The 17,802-nt window shown below is 43.4% G+C and carries 17 protein-coding genes; 11 read left to right on the top strand and 6 right to left on the bottom strand.

What is annotated here, in order from left to right; all coding sequences use genetic code 11:
• Positions 1-30: 30 nt before the first annotated feature.
• The 7 genes from D2U88_RS12475 to pyrF all read left to right on the top strand — a co-directional run bounded on the left by D2U88_RS12475 (position 31) and on the right by pyrF (position 5,491).
• A complete protein-coding gene (locus tag D2U88_RS12475; protein WP_119640893.1) occupies positions 31-471 on the top strand; it encodes a QcrA and Rieske domain-containing protein in 441 nt (146 codons plus the stop codon).
• 19 nt (positions 472-490) lie between these two features.
• Positions 491-928 carry a thioredoxin family protein gene (locus D2U88_RS12470; RefSeq protein ID WP_119640917.1) on the top strand — a complete coding sequence of 146 codons (438 nt, stop codon included), beginning with the start codon at positions 491-493 and terminating at the stop codon, positions 926-928.
• On the top strand, positions 925-1,923 hold the full coding sequence (locus D2U88_RS12465) for an FAD:protein FMN transferase (RefSeq protein WP_119640892.1): 999 nt from the start codon (positions 925-927) through the stop codon (positions 1,921-1,923). The genes D2U88_RS12470 and D2U88_RS12465 overlap by 4 nt, the downstream gene beginning before the upstream one ends.
• Before the next feature lie 9 nt (positions 1,924-1,932).
• Positions 1,933-2,142 carry a DUF4266 domain-containing protein gene (locus D2U88_RS12460; RefSeq protein WP_119640891.1) on the top strand — a complete coding sequence of 70 codons (210 nt, stop codon included), beginning with the start codon at positions 1,933-1,935 and terminating at the stop codon, positions 2,140-2,142.
• Positions 2,143-2,172: 30 nt separating this feature from the next.
• Entirely contained in the window at positions 2,173-3,468 is a 1,296-nt protein-coding gene (locus D2U88_RS12455; RefSeq protein ID WP_119640916.1) for a DUF3570 domain-containing protein, read from the top strand.
• Between the two features lie 67 nt (positions 3,469-3,535).
• A complete protein-coding gene (prfA, locus tag D2U88_RS12450) occupies positions 3,536-4,612 on the top strand; it encodes a peptide chain release factor 1 (RefSeq protein ID WP_119640890.1) in 1,077 nt (358 codons plus the stop codon).
• 51 nt (positions 4,613-4,663) lie between these two features.
• Positions 4,664-5,491, top strand: coding sequence for an orotidine-5'-phosphate decarboxylase (gene pyrF, locus D2U88_RS12445; RefSeq protein ID WP_119640889.1), 828 nt, complete (start codon positions 4,664-4,666; stop codon positions 5,489-5,491).
• Here the strand turns inward: pyrF and D2U88_RS12440 are convergent.
• On the bottom strand, positions 5,488-5,682 hold the full coding sequence (locus D2U88_RS12440) for a hypothetical protein (RefSeq protein ID WP_119640888.1): 195 nt from the start codon (positions 5,680-5,682) through the stop codon (positions 5,488-5,490). The two genes, pyrF and D2U88_RS12440, sit on opposite strands and share 4 nt — an antisense overlap.
• Positions 5,683-5,882: 200 nt before the next feature.
• On the opposite strand from D2U88_RS12440, the gene D2U88_RS12435 reads away from it, so the two are divergent.
• Positions 5,883-6,389 (top strand): hypothetical protein, encoded by a 507-nt coding sequence (locus tag D2U88_RS12435; protein ID WP_119640887.1) that lies wholly within the window; start codon positions 5,883-5,885, stop codon positions 6,387-6,389.
• A 204-nt stretch (positions 6,390-6,593) separates the two neighbouring features.
• On the opposite strand, the gene D2U88_RS12430 is transcribed toward D2U88_RS12435, so the two are convergent.
• From D2U88_RS12430 to purU, 4 genes are all read right to left on the bottom strand, one after another.
• Entirely contained in the window at positions 6,594-7,298 is a 705-nt protein-coding gene (locus D2U88_RS12430; protein WP_119640886.1) for a DUF4197 domain-containing protein, read from the bottom strand.
• Between the two features lie 126 nt (positions 7,299-7,424).
• Entirely contained in the window at positions 7,425-9,284 is a 1,860-nt protein-coding gene (locus D2U88_RS12425; protein WP_119640885.1) for a glycoside hydrolase family 13 protein, read from the bottom strand.
• A 90-nt stretch (positions 9,285-9,374) separates the two neighbouring features.
• Positions 9,375-10,727 (bottom strand): MFS transporter, encoded by a 1,353-nt coding sequence (locus D2U88_RS12420; RefSeq protein ID WP_119640884.1) that lies wholly within the window; start codon positions 10,725-10,727, stop codon positions 9,375-9,377.
• 158 nt (positions 10,728-10,885) lie between these two features.
• A complete protein-coding gene (gene purU, locus D2U88_RS12415) occupies positions 10,886-11,734 on the bottom strand; it encodes a formyltetrahydrofolate deformylase (RefSeq protein WP_119640883.1) in 849 nt (282 codons plus the stop codon).
• 142 nt (positions 11,735-11,876) lie between these two features.
• Between purU and D2U88_RS12410 the strand changes: the two genes are divergently transcribed.
• Complete coding sequence (locus D2U88_RS12410; protein ID WP_119640882.1) at positions 11,877-15,329, top strand: methylmalonyl-CoA mutase family protein; 3,453 nt, start codon at positions 11,877-11,879, stop codon at positions 15,327-15,329.
• Positions 15,330-15,336: 7 nt separating this feature from the next.
• Here D2U88_RS12410 and D2U88_RS12405 read toward each other — a convergent pair whose 3' ends face one another.
• Entirely contained in the window at positions 15,337-15,738 is a 402-nt protein-coding gene (locus D2U88_RS12405) for a hypothetical protein (protein WP_119640881.1), read from the bottom strand.
• Between the two features lie 123 nt (positions 15,739-15,861).
• On the opposite strand from D2U88_RS12405, the gene D2U88_RS12400 reads away from it, so the two are divergent.
• Positions 15,862-16,314: an Lrp/AsnC family transcriptional regulator gene (locus D2U88_RS12400; protein WP_119640880.1), complete on the top strand. Its 453-nt coding sequence runs from the start codon at positions 15,862-15,864 to the stop codon at positions 16,312-16,314.
• 60 nt (positions 16,315-16,374) lie between these two features.
• Positions 16,375-17,790, top strand: coding sequence for an alpha/beta hydrolase family protein (locus D2U88_RS12395; RefSeq protein ID WP_119640879.1), 1,416 nt, complete (start codon positions 16,375-16,377; stop codon positions 17,788-17,790).
• Positions 17,791-17,802 lie beyond the last annotated feature (12 nt).

The following is a 17,802-nucleotide window of genomic DNA, read 5'->3' as shown; positions in this document are numbered from 1 at the left end:
AATAGCGTTTTATATTATAAACCTCACGCTATGGAAAGAAAGGAATTTTTAAGAAGTTTAGGCGCTGGTGCTGCATTCGCCCTAACGTTTCCCTGTCTGCAAGGATGCTCCAAGGACGAAGTCAACGGAAATATTGTGGAAGAACCTACGGGTATTGACTTTACGGTAGACCTTGATTCCGCCGAGGCAGCCAACCTTGCCAATAATGGAGGTTTTATCCTGAAAAATTTAGTGGTTATTGCCAAAAACCTGGAAGGTGAGTTCATTGCCGCAAGCCAAGTCTGCAGCCATGAATCCTATGATCAGGTTCGGTTTGTGGACCAAAGCGGCGGTATATTTTATTGTGATGTGCATGGTTCCCGATTTGATCAAGATGGTACACCTTTGAACCAAGTGGACAGCGCACCCGCCAAGGCCATAAAAGTGTACAACACAGAGTTGAACGGTTCCATACTTCGGATTTATGAGTAAACCTTTTAGTCCCAAATCCATGAAAAAGATATTGATCCTACTTTCACTTGTTTTTGCATCTGCACTTCACGCCCAGGAATGGCAAACAAGTTTTTCAGATGCCGTTTCTAAAGCAACCGAAGAGAATAAACCCATTGTTTTGGTGTTCTCCGGATCGGATTGGTGCGCTCCCTGTATCCGTTTGAAGAAGCATATTTTCGATAGTGATGAGTTTAAAGCATATGCTTTGGAACATTATGTGCTATACAATGCCGACTTTCCAAGAAAGAAACAGAACCAGCTTCCAGAACCTTTGTTGAATGCTAATAAAAGCTTGATAGAGAAGTATAACCCGAAGGGTTATTTTCCCTTAGTGGTGGTTTTGGATAAAAATGAAAAAGTATTGGGAGAAACAGGTTTTGTGGCCCGTTCCACCCCTGAAAAATATATTGCGACCCTCAATAAGTTCATAAAATGAAAAAGCGATTTGCTCTTTTGTTCAGCCTCTTCTGTATGCTGTCCCAAGGGCAGATGCTGCAAAAGGATGTAACCGTAAGGAAGGTCTTAAAGTTGATGGGCACCCGATTCGAGATTACCGTGGTGGCCCCCAACGAGGAAATAGGGTATATCAATATTGATCTGGCCGTTTCGGAAATTGAACGTATTGAAAAAATCATTTCTTCATGGGACAAGGATTCGGAAACATCCCTGATCAATCAAAATGCAGGCATAAAACCCGTCAAGGTAAGTCCTGAGCTTTTTGGATTGATAGAACGCGCTATAAAGATTTCGGATATTACCGACGGCGCTTTCGATATCACTTATGCTTCCATGGACAACATTTGGAAGTTTGATGGGACCATGACAAGCCTTCCATCCAAAGAGGATGTCCAAAAGTCCATTACCAAGATCGGATATCAAAAAATTGTTCTCGACCCTGAAAAGGAAACGGTGTTTTTGCCCGAACCCGGCATGCGGATTGGCTTTGGTGCCATTGGAAAAGGATATGCGGCAGACCGTGCCAAGGAACTTTTGGTTTCCAAGGATGTGAAGGGTGGCATTATCAACGCTTCCGGGGATTTGACCACATGGGGAACCAAGGTTACCGGTGAAAAATGGCTGGTGGGCATTGCCAATCCCTTGAGCAAGGATAAAGTGTTCAGTTGGTTGCCGATTATAGAATCATCCGTGGCAACCTCGGGCAACTATGAAAAGTTCGTGACCTTGAACGGTAAAAAATATTCCCATATCATCGATCCCAGAACCGGTTATCCCACTACGGGAATCAGCAGTGTTTCCATTTTTGCCAAACAGGCGGAACTTTGTGATGCGTTAGCTACTGCCGTTTTCATCATGGGAAAGGATGTTGGTCTGCACATGATCAACCAAATTGATGGAGTAGAGGCCGTTGTGGTGGACTCAGATAACAAAATCCATAAGAGTTCTGGTATCATGTTCGATGTGAATCCGTAAATTTACCACATGCGAAAACCTCTATTTTTACTGCTCCTCTTGATTTTTTCAAGCTCTTGCGTCGCCGTTCGTGAATATGACAAGGTCTATCTGAACGATGTGGAAATGCAATTGGGGGCACGGACCAATGAACGTTTCGAGACCAATTTCCACATTTACAGGGAGGCGTCCTCTGGTGCCAATGGCGGTAAGACTGGTGGTGGTTGTGGCTGTAACTAACCTTAAGTAAGCATGCAAAACAAACCTTCAATGATCCAACCAAGCCGCCTTATCAGAATAATCATTTTAGTTGCTTTTGTGATGTTGGGTCCAATGGTTTTTGCCCAGCAGGATGATACTTCTTACCAAAAGCGAGTGTTGGAGACCAGTGAGGTCGATGTATTGTTCAGCTATTACAACCAAGATGGAAAACATGCCGCTGTTACGGGCGGGGAAGGTACCGAAGAATTGACGGATGCCACCTCTACCATTGTGTTGCGCATGCCCATGAACGAGAACGATGTGCTGACCGTGGATGTGGGGCTTTCGGCCTATACTTCCGCTTCATCCAGTAACATCAATCCCTTGGATGGTGGAATCAATGTGACCCCCTTCGATGCTTCTTCAGGGGAATCCAGAAAAGATTTGTTGGCTTATATCAACCCAAGTTATTCGCATAGTTCAGAAGACAGGAACTCCATTTGGAGCGCCAATGCCTATCTGTCCTCCGAATACGATTATTTTTCTATAGGTTTTGGGGGCAGCTATACCAAACTGTTCAATGAAAAGAATACCGAAATCACCTTGAGTGGCAAGGTGTTTTTGGATAAATGGAATCCCGTTTATCCCATTGAACTCCGTGAAGGGTTTTTCGATAATCGCATCATGGGAAATGGAACATACAGCCCTATTTTTTCTGAGTTTGATAAGGAAACGAGAAACTCCTATTCCTTGTCTTTAAGCTTTTCCCAAATATTGACGGAAAAACTTCAAGGAGCCCTGTTTTTGGACTTGGTGTCCCAGAACGGATTGCTGAGCACACCCTTCCAAAGGGTTTATTTTGCTGATTTTGAGGATTTTTATATTGATGATTTTCAGTTGGCGGACAACATAGAGCAATTGCCGGATAGCCGATTGAAGGTTCCTGTTGGAGGTCGATTGAACTATTATCTGAACGATTTGATCGTATTGCGGTCCTACTATCGGTTTTATTGGGATGATTGGGGGATTACCTCCCATACCGCAAGTTTGGAGGTACCGTTCAAAGTGACCGATAAGTTTACGTTATACCCAACCTATCGCTATTATACCCAAACAGCGGCCGATTATTTTTATCCCAAGGAAGTTGCGCTTTCTTCCTATTCCTTCTACACTTCGGATTATGACCTTTCCGATTACAGTGCCCATCAATACGGCATGGGGGTACAATACCGGGATATTTTTACCTCGGCACGCTTACTCAATTTTGGCCTGAAGACCATTGACCTGCGTTTTAGCCAGTACGATCGCAGTGATGGCCTCAATGCTTTCATCATTACTTTGGGGACCACTTTCGTAGGGAACTGATCAAATTTTCTTGGAAAACAATCCAACTAAAAAATCGTAAATTCGCAGTCTTAAGGAGGACAGGTTTATGCTAGACAAACTGAATATCGTAAAGCAACGTTTTGACGAGGTTTCCGATTTGATCATTCAACCCGATGTGATTGCCGATCAGCAACGATACATCAAGTTGAACAAGGAATATAAGGACCTTAAGGTCCTTGCCGATAAACGTGATGAATATATAGCCCTCACCAACAACATTCAGGAAGCAGAGGAAATCATTGCCGATGGCAGTGATGCGGAAATGGTGGAGATGGCCAAAATGCAAATGGACGAGGCCAAAAGTGCCTTGCCCAAATTGGAGGATGAAATCAAATTTTTATTGATCCCCAAAGATCCAGAAGATGCCAAGGATGTAGTGATGGAGATCCGTGCCGGAACCGGTGGGGACGAGGCCAGTATTTTTGCCGGGGACCTTTTCCGTATGTACACCAAATATTGTGAATCCAAGGGATGGCGAACCAATGTCATCGACTTGAACGAAGGAACCAGTGGCGGGTATAAGGAAATCCATTTTGAAGTCTCTGGAGAGGATGTGTACGGTACCCTGAAATTTGAGGCCGGGGTGCACCGTGTACAGCGTGTTCCCCAAACGGAGACCCAAGGTAGGGTGCATACCAGTGCCGCGACCGTCATGGTGATTCCCGAAGCGGAGGAATTTGACGTGCAGATAGACCCCAAGGATGTACGAATCGATTATTTCTGTTCTTCGGGACCTGGTGGCCAGTCAGTGAATACCACCTATTCCGCAGTGCGGTTGACCCACGTTCCCACGGGGATTGTGGCGCAGTGTCAAGACGAAAAATCGCAACACAAGAACAAGGATAAGGCCTTTAGGGTATTACGGGCCAGATTGTACGATATGGAGTTGGCCAAAAAACAGGCTGAGGATGCCGCAAAGCGAAATTCTCAGGTGAGCAGTGGTGACCGTTCGGCCAAGATCCGCACCTATAACTATCCCCAGGGAAGGGTAACCGACCATAGGATCGGATTGACCCTGTATGATTTGCAGAACATCATGAACGGGGATATCCAGAAAATCATCGACGAACTCATGTTGGTCGACAATACCGAAAAACTAAAAGAAGCTTCGGAAATTTTCTAAGCTTCGTGTGATTACAATGGTCCGTTAGAGCACAGTCGAGAACCACTTTAAATGAAAATAGAACACCTCATTTCGCAGATCCGTAAAAAGAAATCCTTTCTCTGTGTAGGCCTTGATACGGATTTGGAAAAGATTCCAGAGCATCTCCTTAAAGAAGAGGATCCCATTTTTGAATTCAACAAGGCGATTATAGATGCTACCCATTCCTACTGCGTGGCCTATAAACCCAATATTGCTTTTTATGAGGCGTATGGTTTACCGGGGTGGAAATCGTTGGAACGTACCATGGCGTATTTGAATGCCAATTATCCTGAAATGTTCACCATTGCAGATGCCAAGCGGGGCGATATCGGGAACACTTCCACACGATATGCCAAGGCCTTTTTTGAAACCATGGATTTTGATTCCATTACCATTGCGCCTTATATGGGCAAGGATTCGGTGGAACCTTTTTTGGAATTTGAGGATAGGCATACCATTTTATTGGCATTGACATCGAATGAAGGCGCCTTTGACTTTCAAACCAAAAAATTGGAAGGGGAAGAACTGTACAAGCAGGTTTTGAAAACTTCTAAAACCTATAAGGGTTCAGAACGGTTGATGTATGTGGTAGGGGCAACCAAGGCCACTTATTTGCAGGAAATCAGGGAAATTGTACCCGAAAGTTTCTTATTGGTGCCTGGAGTAGGCGCGCAAGGGGGCAGTTTGCAGGACGTGTGCCAATACGGCATGACCAAAAACATTGGATTGTTGGTCAATTCTTCGCGCGGCATATTGTACGCCTCCAAGGAAAGCGATTTTGCGGAAATAGCTGCTGCTAAGGCTGAAGAAATCCAAAAGGAAATGGAACACGAGCTTGAAATTTATATCCAATCTTAGGATAGGCTTTCCAATACTTTTTTAATTCCTTGGGCTTTTCTCTTGAAGAATTCACCCAAACGTGTATCTACGTGGGCAACATCCGAAGCTTTCTCGATAAAATTAGAGTACATGACCTCCAAAACGGAAATAGCTTCACTTCCACTGGTGATCGGGGTCACTGTTCCGACTCTGCAATATTGATTGTTCATGATTTCCAAGATTTGTTAATATCAAAGATACGTTGAAATGCTGCCCATGGATTATGATCTAGTGGGGTATACGACTAGAAATCAGGTCTTTTATCTAAAATTTAACGAATCAGGGTAAAAACGGAACTTATTCTTACAATGGCTTAGGATAAAATTAACTTACCTTTAATTATAACGTAGAATGTCGGAAAATTGAAAACATGAAAAAACTAGCACTACCGATTATACTATTTCTGTCGATACTTGTGAACGCCCAAAACAATGGTTCTTGTAACTGCTGTTCGGAAAATCATAAGGCTTTTGACTTTTGGATTGGGGAATGGGAGGTTACCAATTACAATAACGGCAAACCTGCAGGCAGCAGTGTGATCAGCAGGGAGGAGGATGGTTGTGTGATTCGTGAGAATTGGACCAGTGCCCAAGCCGGATATACAGGGACAAGCATGAATTTTTACAATGCCAGTACAGGGCAGTGGGAACAATTATGGGTGGACAATGCGGGGGCTATCCTGAAACTGAAAGGAAACAGGGTTGAAAATCAAATGATTTTGACCTCGGATGAATTTATCAAGGAAGATGGTAAAAAGTACAGAAACCGCATTACTTGGACAAAACTTGAGGATGGGAGTGTGCGACAATTATGGGAGGTGCTCCAAGGGGAAACGTTGGTTTCAACAGCTTTTGATGGCCTTTACAAAAGGAAGTAAACAAAAAAAAGCCAGTGCGAGAACACTGGCTTTTAAACTAACTAACTCAAAAAAATGCTAACTCAGATAACTTGTTACAAAATTCTCTTTAAACCTTCACGTCAAGGTTAACTTAACTTTAGGATTTTGTTATAATTATTTCATTTTATTGAGTTTATAACGGAGATATTTTTGACTTATTGCGTTATTCAAAAAAAATTATAATTAATCTTGCAAAGCAAACACCTTTTTTAACAAATCTGTTGTCCTGGACGAAACCTTTGTCCTAATTTCCTTCTCTTCCACGGCGATCATGGTATACACTCCGGCCAAGGCTTCGTTGGTGGTATAATCGGTTAAATCGGGGTTCACGTCGTTGGTGAGGGGCAGGTTGTTGTATTTGGTGATGATATTGCTCCAAATTTTGTCCGCACCTACTTTTTGGAACGAATTCTTGATGATTGGGTTGAATTTATTGTACAACTGGGTCTTGGTGGCCTGTTGCAGGTACTGCGTGGCGGCGTTGTCATTGCCCAACAAAATTTGTTTGGCATCGTTAAAGGTGATGCCCTTCACTGCTTCCACAAATATGGGGGTGGCCTCACCTACGGCATCTTCGGCTGCCCTATTGATGATTTTTAGACCTTCGTCAGCCAGGCTGGACAATCCAATGTCCCTCAAGGTTTTATCAACCTTTTGAAGTTCTTCCGGCAACAGGATCTTCACCAGCTCATTTTTGAAAAAACCGTTTTCAAGGGCCAGTATATTCACCTGTTTTTCAATACCCATGTTCAAGGCTTCACGTAATCCTTGGGCAATTTCTGCGTTGCCAATTCCTGTTGTTCCCTGGGGTAATTGATTCACAACCTGTTGGAGTTCGGTGCATGCTACAAGTTGAAATAGTAGGATGCAAAGTAGTGCTCGTTTCATGATATATTTTTTATAGTTAGGGTGAAATTACAGCGAAACCTCTAAAAGATGGTCCTGTTCCCTTGCTTTTTAGATAAAATCACCGTGTTATTTTTTAAGGAAACACCTAAAAGAAACGGGATTGCATTAATTTAAATCAAGGACTAAGCTAGATTTCGACTTGATTTCCAATGACTTGTCCAATCCGATGTCCTGACCTGTAATCACGTTCGTACCGCTTTGATGATTTTGGATGCCTTCGGTGAACCTTGCCAGGTCGATTTGCTGGTCTTTTAGGGAATTGTTCAATACCACCATGACCGCATCGTTCGGATTTTCGGGAAAATACCTAAAGTAGACATACACATTGTCCATTGGGGAAAAGTGCAAGGTCTTTCCTTTGTGGATCACCGATTTGGTTTTTCGCCAGTTCAATAGTTTTTTGGTATAATCGAAATACGCCTTTTGCCCATCGGTTCTTCCGGATTCCAAGAATGCATTTTGTGGGTCGCTAGGCCATCCGCCAGGAAAATCTCTTCGGATATCCCCATCGCCCTTACTTTTTTCACCTAGCATCCCAATTTCGTCTCCATAATAGATTTGGGGAATGCCCCTTAAAGTGGCTAACAAAGTAATCGCTAACTTGTATTTGTTCACATCCCCATCAAATGCCTGGTTGATTCTGTTCACATCATGGTTGCCCATCATGATCAATAGGTTGTTGATGTTGGGATAGAGAAAATCCTGTGTCAAGTGATCATAAACCTTGAAGAGGCCATCTCCCCAGTTTTGTTCCGATTGGTTAAAGACTTGGGGAAAAATATCGTGAAGGGGAAAATCCATCACCGAAGGTAAGTTGGAATTGAACCCTTGGATGGCACCGATCTTACTGTCTTTTTGCCAAAACGCGATATGGGCCGTTTCGTGCATAAAAACCTCGCCCACAATGTTCAGATTGGGATACTCCTCCATTACCCGGGTCACCCATTCGGTAATCCCTACTTTGTCGTTGTAGGGATAGGTGTCTACCCGCATGCCGTCCAAATTGGCACTTTCGATCCACCAAATGGTATTTTGCACCAAATAATTGATGACCATGGGATTGCTTTCGTTCATATCGGGCATGGTGTAGTCGAACCATCCATCCATACATCCTTTGGCATCATATTTCGAGGCATTGGGATCCAGTTGGGTGGTTTGGATGTAATTACTCCTCTTAAAACCGTTTTCACCGCCTTCCCAATAATGCAACCAATCTTGGGCAGGTAAGTCCTGTATCAACCAATTGCTAAGGCCCCAATGATTGGGCACGTAGTCCATAATGTGTTTCATGCCCCGTTGGTGCAATGCCTCGGTCAACCGAGCAAAATCCTCATTGCTGCCATAACGGGGGTCCATTTGGTAGAGGTCACTACAGGCATATCCGTGATAGGAATAGGTCTTTTCATTGTCGAGGGTCAAAGGAGTGCTCCATAAGGTTGTGGCTCCAAGCTCATCAATGTAATCCAGATGGTCAATAATTCCTTGTATGTCTCCTCCGTGCCTACCGCCTTGTTGGCTCCGATCGGCCATTTCAATGGTTTTGGGATGACTGTCATTTGACGTGTCACCATTGGCAAATCGGTCGGGCATCAAAAGATAGATTACATCCGAGGAGTCAAAACCTTTTCGGTTGGCCGAGCCTTCCCTTCGCTCCAAGAATCGGTAGTCTACCGAAGAAATGGTTCGTCGTCCTTTTTTAAATTTTATTTTGATGGTACCCGGTTGTACGCTCTTGGTATCCACCGTAATGAACAGGTAGTTTGGGTTCTCCGTTTTCTCAATTTTTTTGATGGGGATATTGGGCAAGAATTCAGGTTGGAGTTCACTGATTTGGTTTCCATGTACCAACAATTGGAGTTCGGTGTTCTTCATGCCGGTCCACCAATAAGGAGGTTCCACACGTTGCACTTGGCCAATGCCGAAGGCAAAAGTCATCAGAATGAATAACGAAATGATATTTTTCATCTATGTTGATTTTTTTTGGACCATTTTCAAAGTTGAAAAATGGAATGGTTTTCTTTGGATTATAAGTAAAAAGTAGAGTCGATGTTTCCGTTAAATGGATACGATTTGGTCATCCTTGTCATCCACCCGTGAGACTAACAAAGCAGCTACCAGAAAGGAAATCCCGCTCGTCATCAGCGCATAAATGGGTTGTTCATTATATAGATGTCTCACCATGGGACCTCCGATCAATGCATTGACAATCTGTGGAATCACAATGAAAAAATTGAAGATACCCATATAAACACCCATTTTTTGGGGTGGAATGGATCCCGCGAGAATGGCATAGGGCATGGCGAGAATACTGGCCCAGGCCACCCCGATACCTACCATGGATAGGATGAGCCAATTTTCATCGGGCATAATATAAATGGACAAAAATCCGAGTGCTCCAATAATAAGAGAAATGGCATGTGTTTTCTTCCGCCCCACTTTTTTGGCGATGGCAGGCAGGAAGAAGGCAAAAATGGCAGAAATTCCATTGTAGATTCCAAAGAGGATGCCCAACCAGTCCCCGGCATTTTGAAATGCTGTACTCTGGTTGTCGTTGGGGTCCAGACCATAAATATGTTGAGCAATGGCAGGAAGTGCAAAGACCCATAGTCCAAAAAGCCCAAACCAGGAAAAAAACTGCACCCAGCTTAATTGCCGCATGGTACGGGGCATTTTCCTGAAATCCGTAAAAATATCACTTAGTTTTCCCGGAGCTTCGTCAATGGTGCCTGGCCCTTCCGATTGAAGTAACTGGGCCATTTCTTCAGGGGTGTACTCTTTGGTGGTGAACACCGTCACCAATACGCTGGTAATGAGCACCACGGCACCTATGATAAATGATAGTAAAAGGTTGAAAGGTACTTCCCCAGCTCCTGCGGTATTGTCCAGTCCGACCCAATTGGTCAACACATAAGGAAGCCATGAACCCACAACGGCCCCAATCCCGATGAGTACGGTCTGTAGACCATAACCCAAGGTGCGTTGGTCCGCGGGTAGAATATCCGCGATCAAGGCCCTAAAGGGTTCCATGGCCACGTTAAAGGATGCATCCATGACCATGAGCATTCCGGCACCCACCCAAAGAGCGGGCATAAAGGCGGTAAACATATCTGCATTGGGCATCAAAACAAGCCCTAAAGATGCTAAAAGGGCACCGGTAAGGAAATAAGGTCGTCTTCGTCCCAAACGGTTCCAGGTCCTGTCACTGTAATGACCCACAATGGGTTGTACAATAAGTCCGGTGAGGGGTGCCACAATCCAGAACCAACCAAGATCATGGACATCGGCCCCAAAAATCAGTAGAATTTTACTTGCATTGGCATTTTGAAGGGCAAAACCCATTTGAATGCCCAAGAAACCAAAACTGAGGTTCCATATTTGCCAAAAACTTAATCGACGCTTTTGAAACATTGTGATTTTTATATTGGATCAACAACAATTAATGCAGCTATGAGACTGCTTTTAATACTTTTTAAGGAAAGTAAAATATAAGCGCTGATAAAATCAAAGATATGTTTTTTTTGAAACATTGAAGGAGAAATAAGATTTGGTCCTTGCCCCATCCATAATCAAGAAAAAATCACTGTTTTATTATTGTAGACCATAGTCTTTCTTGCCACATGGAGCTGAACGGCTCGTGAGAGCACAATGCGTTCCAAGTCCCTTCCCTTGGCAATAAAATCGTTTACGGAATGGGTATGGGAAACAGTGGCAACATCTTGTTCTATGATGGGTCCTGCATCTAAGTCCGCGGTCACATAATGGCTGGTGGCCCCAATGATTTTTACGCCACGTTCAAAGGCCGCATGGTAGGGTTTGGCACCCATAAAGGCAGGTAGGAACGAGTGATGGATATTGATGATTTTTTGAGGATATACATCGATGACCTTAGGTGATACAATCTGCATATAACGGGCCAACACAATAAAATCCGCTCGGTGTTCCTTTAAAAGTTCCAGTTGCCTGTCTTCGGCTTCCGCCTTGTTCTGTTTGGTCACGGGTACATGAAAAAAAGGAATGTTGAACTGTTCTGCAACGTATTCCAAATCTTTATGGTTGCTCAAAATAAAAGGAATATCCACAGAAAGCTCCCCAGAATTGTATCGGCTCAACAAATCATATAGACAATGGTTGTACTTGGAAACGAACACTGCCATTTTGGGTTTGTATCCATCCAGATACACTTCCCATTCCATTTGAAATTGATCGGCCAATTTGTTTTGGAACTCCTTTTTGAATGTATCCAAAGGCAACTCTTTTTCAAACTCACTTTGCAATCGCATGAAAAACACCCCGGCCTGTTTGTCCACATGTTGGTCAAGATAAACTATGTTTCCTTCTTGTTGATGGATAAAGGTGGTCACCGACCGAATGATACCCGCTTGATCGGGACAATGTATGAGTATGGTAAGCTTCATGTCCAATGTTTGATCGGATAAAATTAGAGGTTTAAGAAAGTGATGCCTAAACCTCGGATATTTTTTGTAAAATCCTAATCAAAATACGTTTTGATTTGCATTTTCTGTAAATTGCAGGGCAAATTCAGACCTTTTATTGCAGATGGAACAAATAACAGCCTATAAACCCAAGAACAAGATTAGGATTGTGACCGCGGCATCGCTCTTCGATGGGCATGATGCGGCCATCAATATCATGAGGAGGATCATACAAGCTACTGGGGTTGAGGTGATTCACTTGGGGCATGATAGGAGTGTGGCCGAAGTGGTGGATTGTGCCATCCAGGAAGATGCCAATGCCATCGCCATGACTTCCTACCAAGGGGGGCACAATGAATACTTTAGGTATATGTTCGATTTGCTGAAGGAAAGAGGTGCAGGACATATCAAGATTTTTGGCGGCGGCGGTGGAGTCATTCTTCCCGATGAGATCAAGGAATTGATGGATTATGGAATCGAGCGCATTTATTCCCCAGATGATGGTAGGGAAATGGGGCTTCAGGGGATGATCAATGATTTGGTACAACGTTGCGATTCGGTTGTCCCAGACTTATTTATCCCAAAAGGAACAAGCTTGGCGTCGTTGTTGGATCAACGAAATCCGAATACGCTGGCAAGGCTGATTTCCTTGGCCGAAAACCGACATGATGCATTTGAGAAGTTTCAATCTGAGATAGAGAAAAGGGAAGGAAAAGTTCCTGTGCTTGGTATCACGGGTACTGGAGGTGCGGGAAAATCCAGTTTGGTGGATGAATTGGTACGTCGCTTTCTGATTGACTTTCCGGAAAAGCACATTGGGATCATATCCGTAGACCCCTCAAAAAGAAAAACGGGAGGTGCTTTGTTGGGTGATCGCATCCGGATGAATGCCATCAATAACGAACGCGTTTATATGCGTTCCCTGGCTACCCGTCAATCCAATTTGGCCCTCTCCAAACATGTTTCCGAAGCGGTACAAGTGCTGAAGGCGGCCAATTATGATCTCATTATTTTGGAAACTTCAGGAATCGGGCAATCCGATACTGAGATTTTAGAACACAGCGATGTTTCCCTATATGTGATGACACCAGAATTTGGTGCGGCTACCCAATTGGAGAAAATTGACATGCTCGATTTTGCGGATATCGTGGCCATCAACAAGTTTGATAAAAGAGGGGCTTTGGATGCCCTTCGTGATGTGAAAAAACAATATGCCCGCAACCATGGATTATGGCATGCCAAGGAAGATGAACTTCCTATTTTCGGTACCATTGCCTCTCAGTTCAATGATCCGGGTATGAACAACCTGTACAGAAAGGTCATGGATACCTTGGTAGAAAAAGCAGAAGCTACTTTGGATTCAACGTTTGAGGTTTCCGGGGAAATGGCTGAAAAAATATATGTGATACCGCCTTCTCGAACCAGATATCTTTCAGAGATAGCGGAGAATAACCGTGCTTACGATGTCAAGTCAAAAGAACAGGCCAAAACAGCACAAAAACTGTATGGCATTTTCCTGATCTTGGCCTCAACATTGGATGTAGAACCCGAAAAAGCCGAAGGAATCTTTTTGGATAAAACTGGTTTGAATGAAATGGAAATCAATAAACTGGCTTCCAATCAAACATCAAAAGAGTTGGTGGGTTTGTTGATCAAGGAATTCGACAAGGTGAAAATGCAATTGTTGCCACAGCATTGGGAAACCCTCTTGAAATGGAAAGAAAAGGTAGAACGCTATGCTTCCGAATACTATGTTTTTAAAGTTCGTAACAGGGAAGTGAAAATCAAGACCCATACCGAATCTCTTTCCCATAGCCAGATTCCGAAAGTGGTATTGCCCAAGTACAAGGCTTGGGGCGATATTCTTCAATGGATTTTGCAAGAAAACGTTCCAGGGGAATTCCCATATACAGCGGGGCTGTATCCGTTCAAGCGGGAAGGAGAGGACCCTACCCGAATGTTCGCAGGCGAAGGTGGCCCGGAGCGAACGAACAGACGCTTCCATTATGTGAGTATGGATATGCCTGCAAAGCGCCTTTCCACCGCTTTTGATTCGGTGACGTTGTACGGAAACGATCCAGATCATCGCCCTGATATCTATGGAAAGATTGGGAATGCAGGGGTCTCCATTTGTTGTTTGGATGATGCCAAAAAATTGTATTCCGGATTTGATTTGAGCGACCCGATGACATCGGTAAGTATGACCATTAATGGTCCGGCACCCATGTTGTTGGCATTTTTCATGAATGCGGCCATTGACCAAAACTGCGAAAAATACATCCGTGAAAATGGATTGGAGGAGGAAGTGGAGAAGCAGATCAAAGCCATTTATAAAGATGTGGAACGCCCTTCATATTTTGGACAACTTCCCGAGGGGAACAATGGTTTGGGATTAATGTTGCTAGGGGTTACAGGAGACCAGGTACTTCCGAAGGAAGTATATGACAATATTAAGACGGAAACTTTGGAGCAGGTACGTGGTACGGTGCAGGCGGATATTTTGAAGGAGGACCAAGCGCAGAACACCTGTATCTTTTCTACTGAGTTTGCCCTAAAGTTGATGGGTGACGTTCAGGAATACTTTATTGATCATAACGTAAGGAACTTTTATTCCGTATCCATTTCTGGATATCATATTGCGGAAGCAGGGGCAAACCCTATTACCCAGTTGGCCTTTACGCTTTCCAATGGGTTTACCTACGTGGAATATTATTTGAGCAGGGGAATGGACATCAACAAGTTTGGTCCTAATCTATCTTTCTTTTTTTCCAATGGGGTAGATCCTGAATATGCCGTTATCGGTAGGGTAGCCAGAAGAATTTGGTCCAAGGCCCTTAAAGAAAAATATGGGGCCGATCCAAGAGCCCAGATGTTGAAGTACCACATCCAGACTTCGGGAAGGAGCCTACATGCCCAAGAGATTGACTTCAACGACATTCGTACCACACTGCAAGCATTGTACGCCATTTATGATAATTGCAATTCTTTGCATACCAATGCCTACGATGAAGCCATTACCACGCCCACTGAGGAATCCGTACGCAGGGCCATGGCCATCCAATTGATCATCAATAAGGAATTGGGATTGGCAAAGAATGAAAACCCATTGCAGGGATCCTTTATTATAGAGGAGCTTACCAATTTGGTCGAAGAAGCCGTTTTAATGGAATTCGATAGAATCACTGAAAGGGGAGGGGTGCTTGGCGCCATGGAAACCATGTACCAGCGATCCAAGATCCAAGAAGAGAGTTTGCATTATGAGACTTTGAAGCATTCTGGGGAATATCCCATCATTGGGGTGAACACCTTTTTGAGTTCCAAGGGCTCACCTACGGTTTTACCGGCTGAGGTGATTAGGGCAACCGAGGAGGAAAAACAAAATCAGATCAAAACGTTGCAGCATCTCCATAAAAGAGAAAAGGACCATGCGGCAAAACAACTGGGGGAGCTACAAGAAGTTGCAATGAACCATGGGAATATTTTTGAAAAATTGATGGAAGTGGCCAAATGTTGCTCACTTGGACAAATTACCGAAGCCTTGTTCCAGGTTGGGGGTCAGTATCGCCGAAATATGTAGGGAAAAATTAATCGTTTCTGTTGGAAATCGACTTTCTCCACTTTTTAAAAGTGATGCGGAAAGTCTTGATTTCTCTTCGGAGAAGGTTCAAATATTCCTTTTCCTTTACTCCGTCCCTTTCAAGGCCATTGCAATAGGCCAAAATGTTACGGGTCATGACGTTGACAAAGGAAAGGCTTTTCATGCGCACGGAATGGGAGTTGCTCAATGCGGCCTGTTCTACTTCTTTAGTGATCAAAAGAGCATCGGTCACCAAGGATTTGGTAATATCGTCACGAAAACTGTCTATTTGACGAAAAGACAGCATTTCCCTATTATGTGCAAAATAGGAAGCGACCGCTTCGCTCAAATCACGTAGAGCCAAGGATTTACGGTATACAAGCAGGGTATTAAGAGAACTTCTCTCCATCTTTTCAAAAGCAATTTTGTACTATAAAATTACGGACGATTGAAAAATTCTTACTTTTGTTTTTAAACCAATAATAAAGTTTGGCTTTAAAAAGAAAGATTTATCGATTAATTTTCTTTCCAAATGAAGATAGATGAACTTAACTGGCAAATACTTGGGCACCTGCAACGCAATGCAAGGGAATCTTTTGCCAATATTGGCCGCAAGGTTGGGTTGACCTCGCCAGCTGTTGCGGAGCGAGTAAAGAAGATGGAGGATCTTGGGATCATAGAAGGCTACAGGGCCAATATTTCATATGTGGAGGCCGGACATCAGTTAAAGGCGATCATTATGTTGAGGGCCTTTATGGGAAAACTAAAACCCTTTTTGGACAAGGTAAAATCTTTTCAGGAGGTTGTAAATTGCTATCGGATCACAGGGAATGAGAACATTATTATGGAAGTGGTGTTGCGCGACCAGTCGCACCTGGAGAAATTCATAGATGAACTCATCGTATACGGAGAATGCCGAACGCACATTGTTCTGTCCAATGTAGTGGCCCATGCCCCTATTAAAAAAGGGAAGCCAAACAAATAACTTCCTTTAAATTTGATAGGACCAAGTAGCTTTTGGCTAGGTTTTTGTTCAATATTTGCTATGAAAAAATTACACTATACCATCATTCTTTTCATCTTTTTAGGCCCTTTAGCGATCGGCCAAAAATTGGTGCTGAAAAAAGGAGAAATTATTGAAGGCTTGGCCGTTAATGATTCTACAAAGAGTACGTTCTCACTCTATTTGCCTACAAATTTTAGAACGGATACCGAATGGCCATTGCTGATGGTGTTCGATGTGGAAGGCAAGGAAAAGCAAGCGATATCCATGTTTGTTCCGGCTGCAGAAAAAGAGGGGTATATTCTGGCTGCACCTAAGATGGTGGACAGCCTCTCTTTGACCAATAACATGCTTTTGACAGGTAAGACCATGGAGGAGGTGGTCAATATGCTTCCTATAAAACAAGGTCGGGTTTACGCAGCGGGTTCTTCGGCTGGAGGGAGATTTGCTACATTGGTCCCCATTTTCATCAAAGGAGTAAAGGGAGCTATTTCCATTGGGGCCTCGTTGGCCAATAGGGAATTGTTGAATATCAAGAGCCCTTTTCATTTTATCGGTATGGTGGGCAAGGACAATTATGAATATACTTCAATGCTGACCGATACCAAATTGCTGGATAAAATGAAGTTTCCAAATCAAATGCTGCTATTTGATGGAGGCAACGATTGGCCAAGTTTTGATTATCTGGAGAAGGGCCTGCAACTGTTCACTTTGGATGCCATGGGCAGAAAATTGATTCCCAAAGATTCGGCCTATGTGGAAAAAGCATATCAAGAGGATTTGGCCAAATTGAACCAGTTAAAGAATATTGGAGATCTTCTTTGGGCAGAACAGTACATGACCGAAATGATGTCTATTTACGGTGCACATAAAAATCTGGATTCCCTGCGGTTGGTGCAAAAGGAGTTGAGAAAGGACAAGCAGTTCAGAAGTATGAAACGTAATGAAAACTCGGCTTTTCTCAAAGAATCAATGTTAAAGGAAGATTACCAGTATTATATGGAGGAAGATATATATACCCACAATTTCAACAACTTGGGCTGGTGGAACCATCAAAGGGGAGAAATCAAAAAGTTTATGACAGGTACTGACCCTTTTGAAAAGGAGATGGGACACCGATTACTGGGATTTGTAAATGCCTTGGCGGAAGATTATATCGATTTGGTCCGATCTGATGAAGTAGTGGATGAAGATGCCCTAGCTTTCCTTTACATGCTGAAGACCATCTTGGAGCCGGAAAATTTTGAGTATTATCTGAAAACCATTTCCTTGAGCGCTAAGAATGAAGATTTTGGCACTTCGCTGTTTTATTTGGAAGAAGCCTTTAAAAAAGGGTTCAAGGACAGGGAAAAACTATATACTTTGGAAGGCACGGCCTTGTTCCGCATTACGCCTGAGTTTAATGAGCTGGTATCCAAATATTTGAAGGATGCCCTGTATGAGATCGATGAAAATTGATTTTCCGCTTAC

The organism is Flagellimonas aequoris (assembly GCF_003584165.1).
In the GTDB taxonomy this organism is placed as follows: Bacteria; Bacteroidota; Bacteroidia; order Flavobacteriales; family Flavobacteriaceae; genus Flagellimonas; species Flagellimonas aequoris.
Note: the sequence above shows the minus strand (reverse complement) of the source record. Positions and strands in the feature narration are given on the sequence as shown.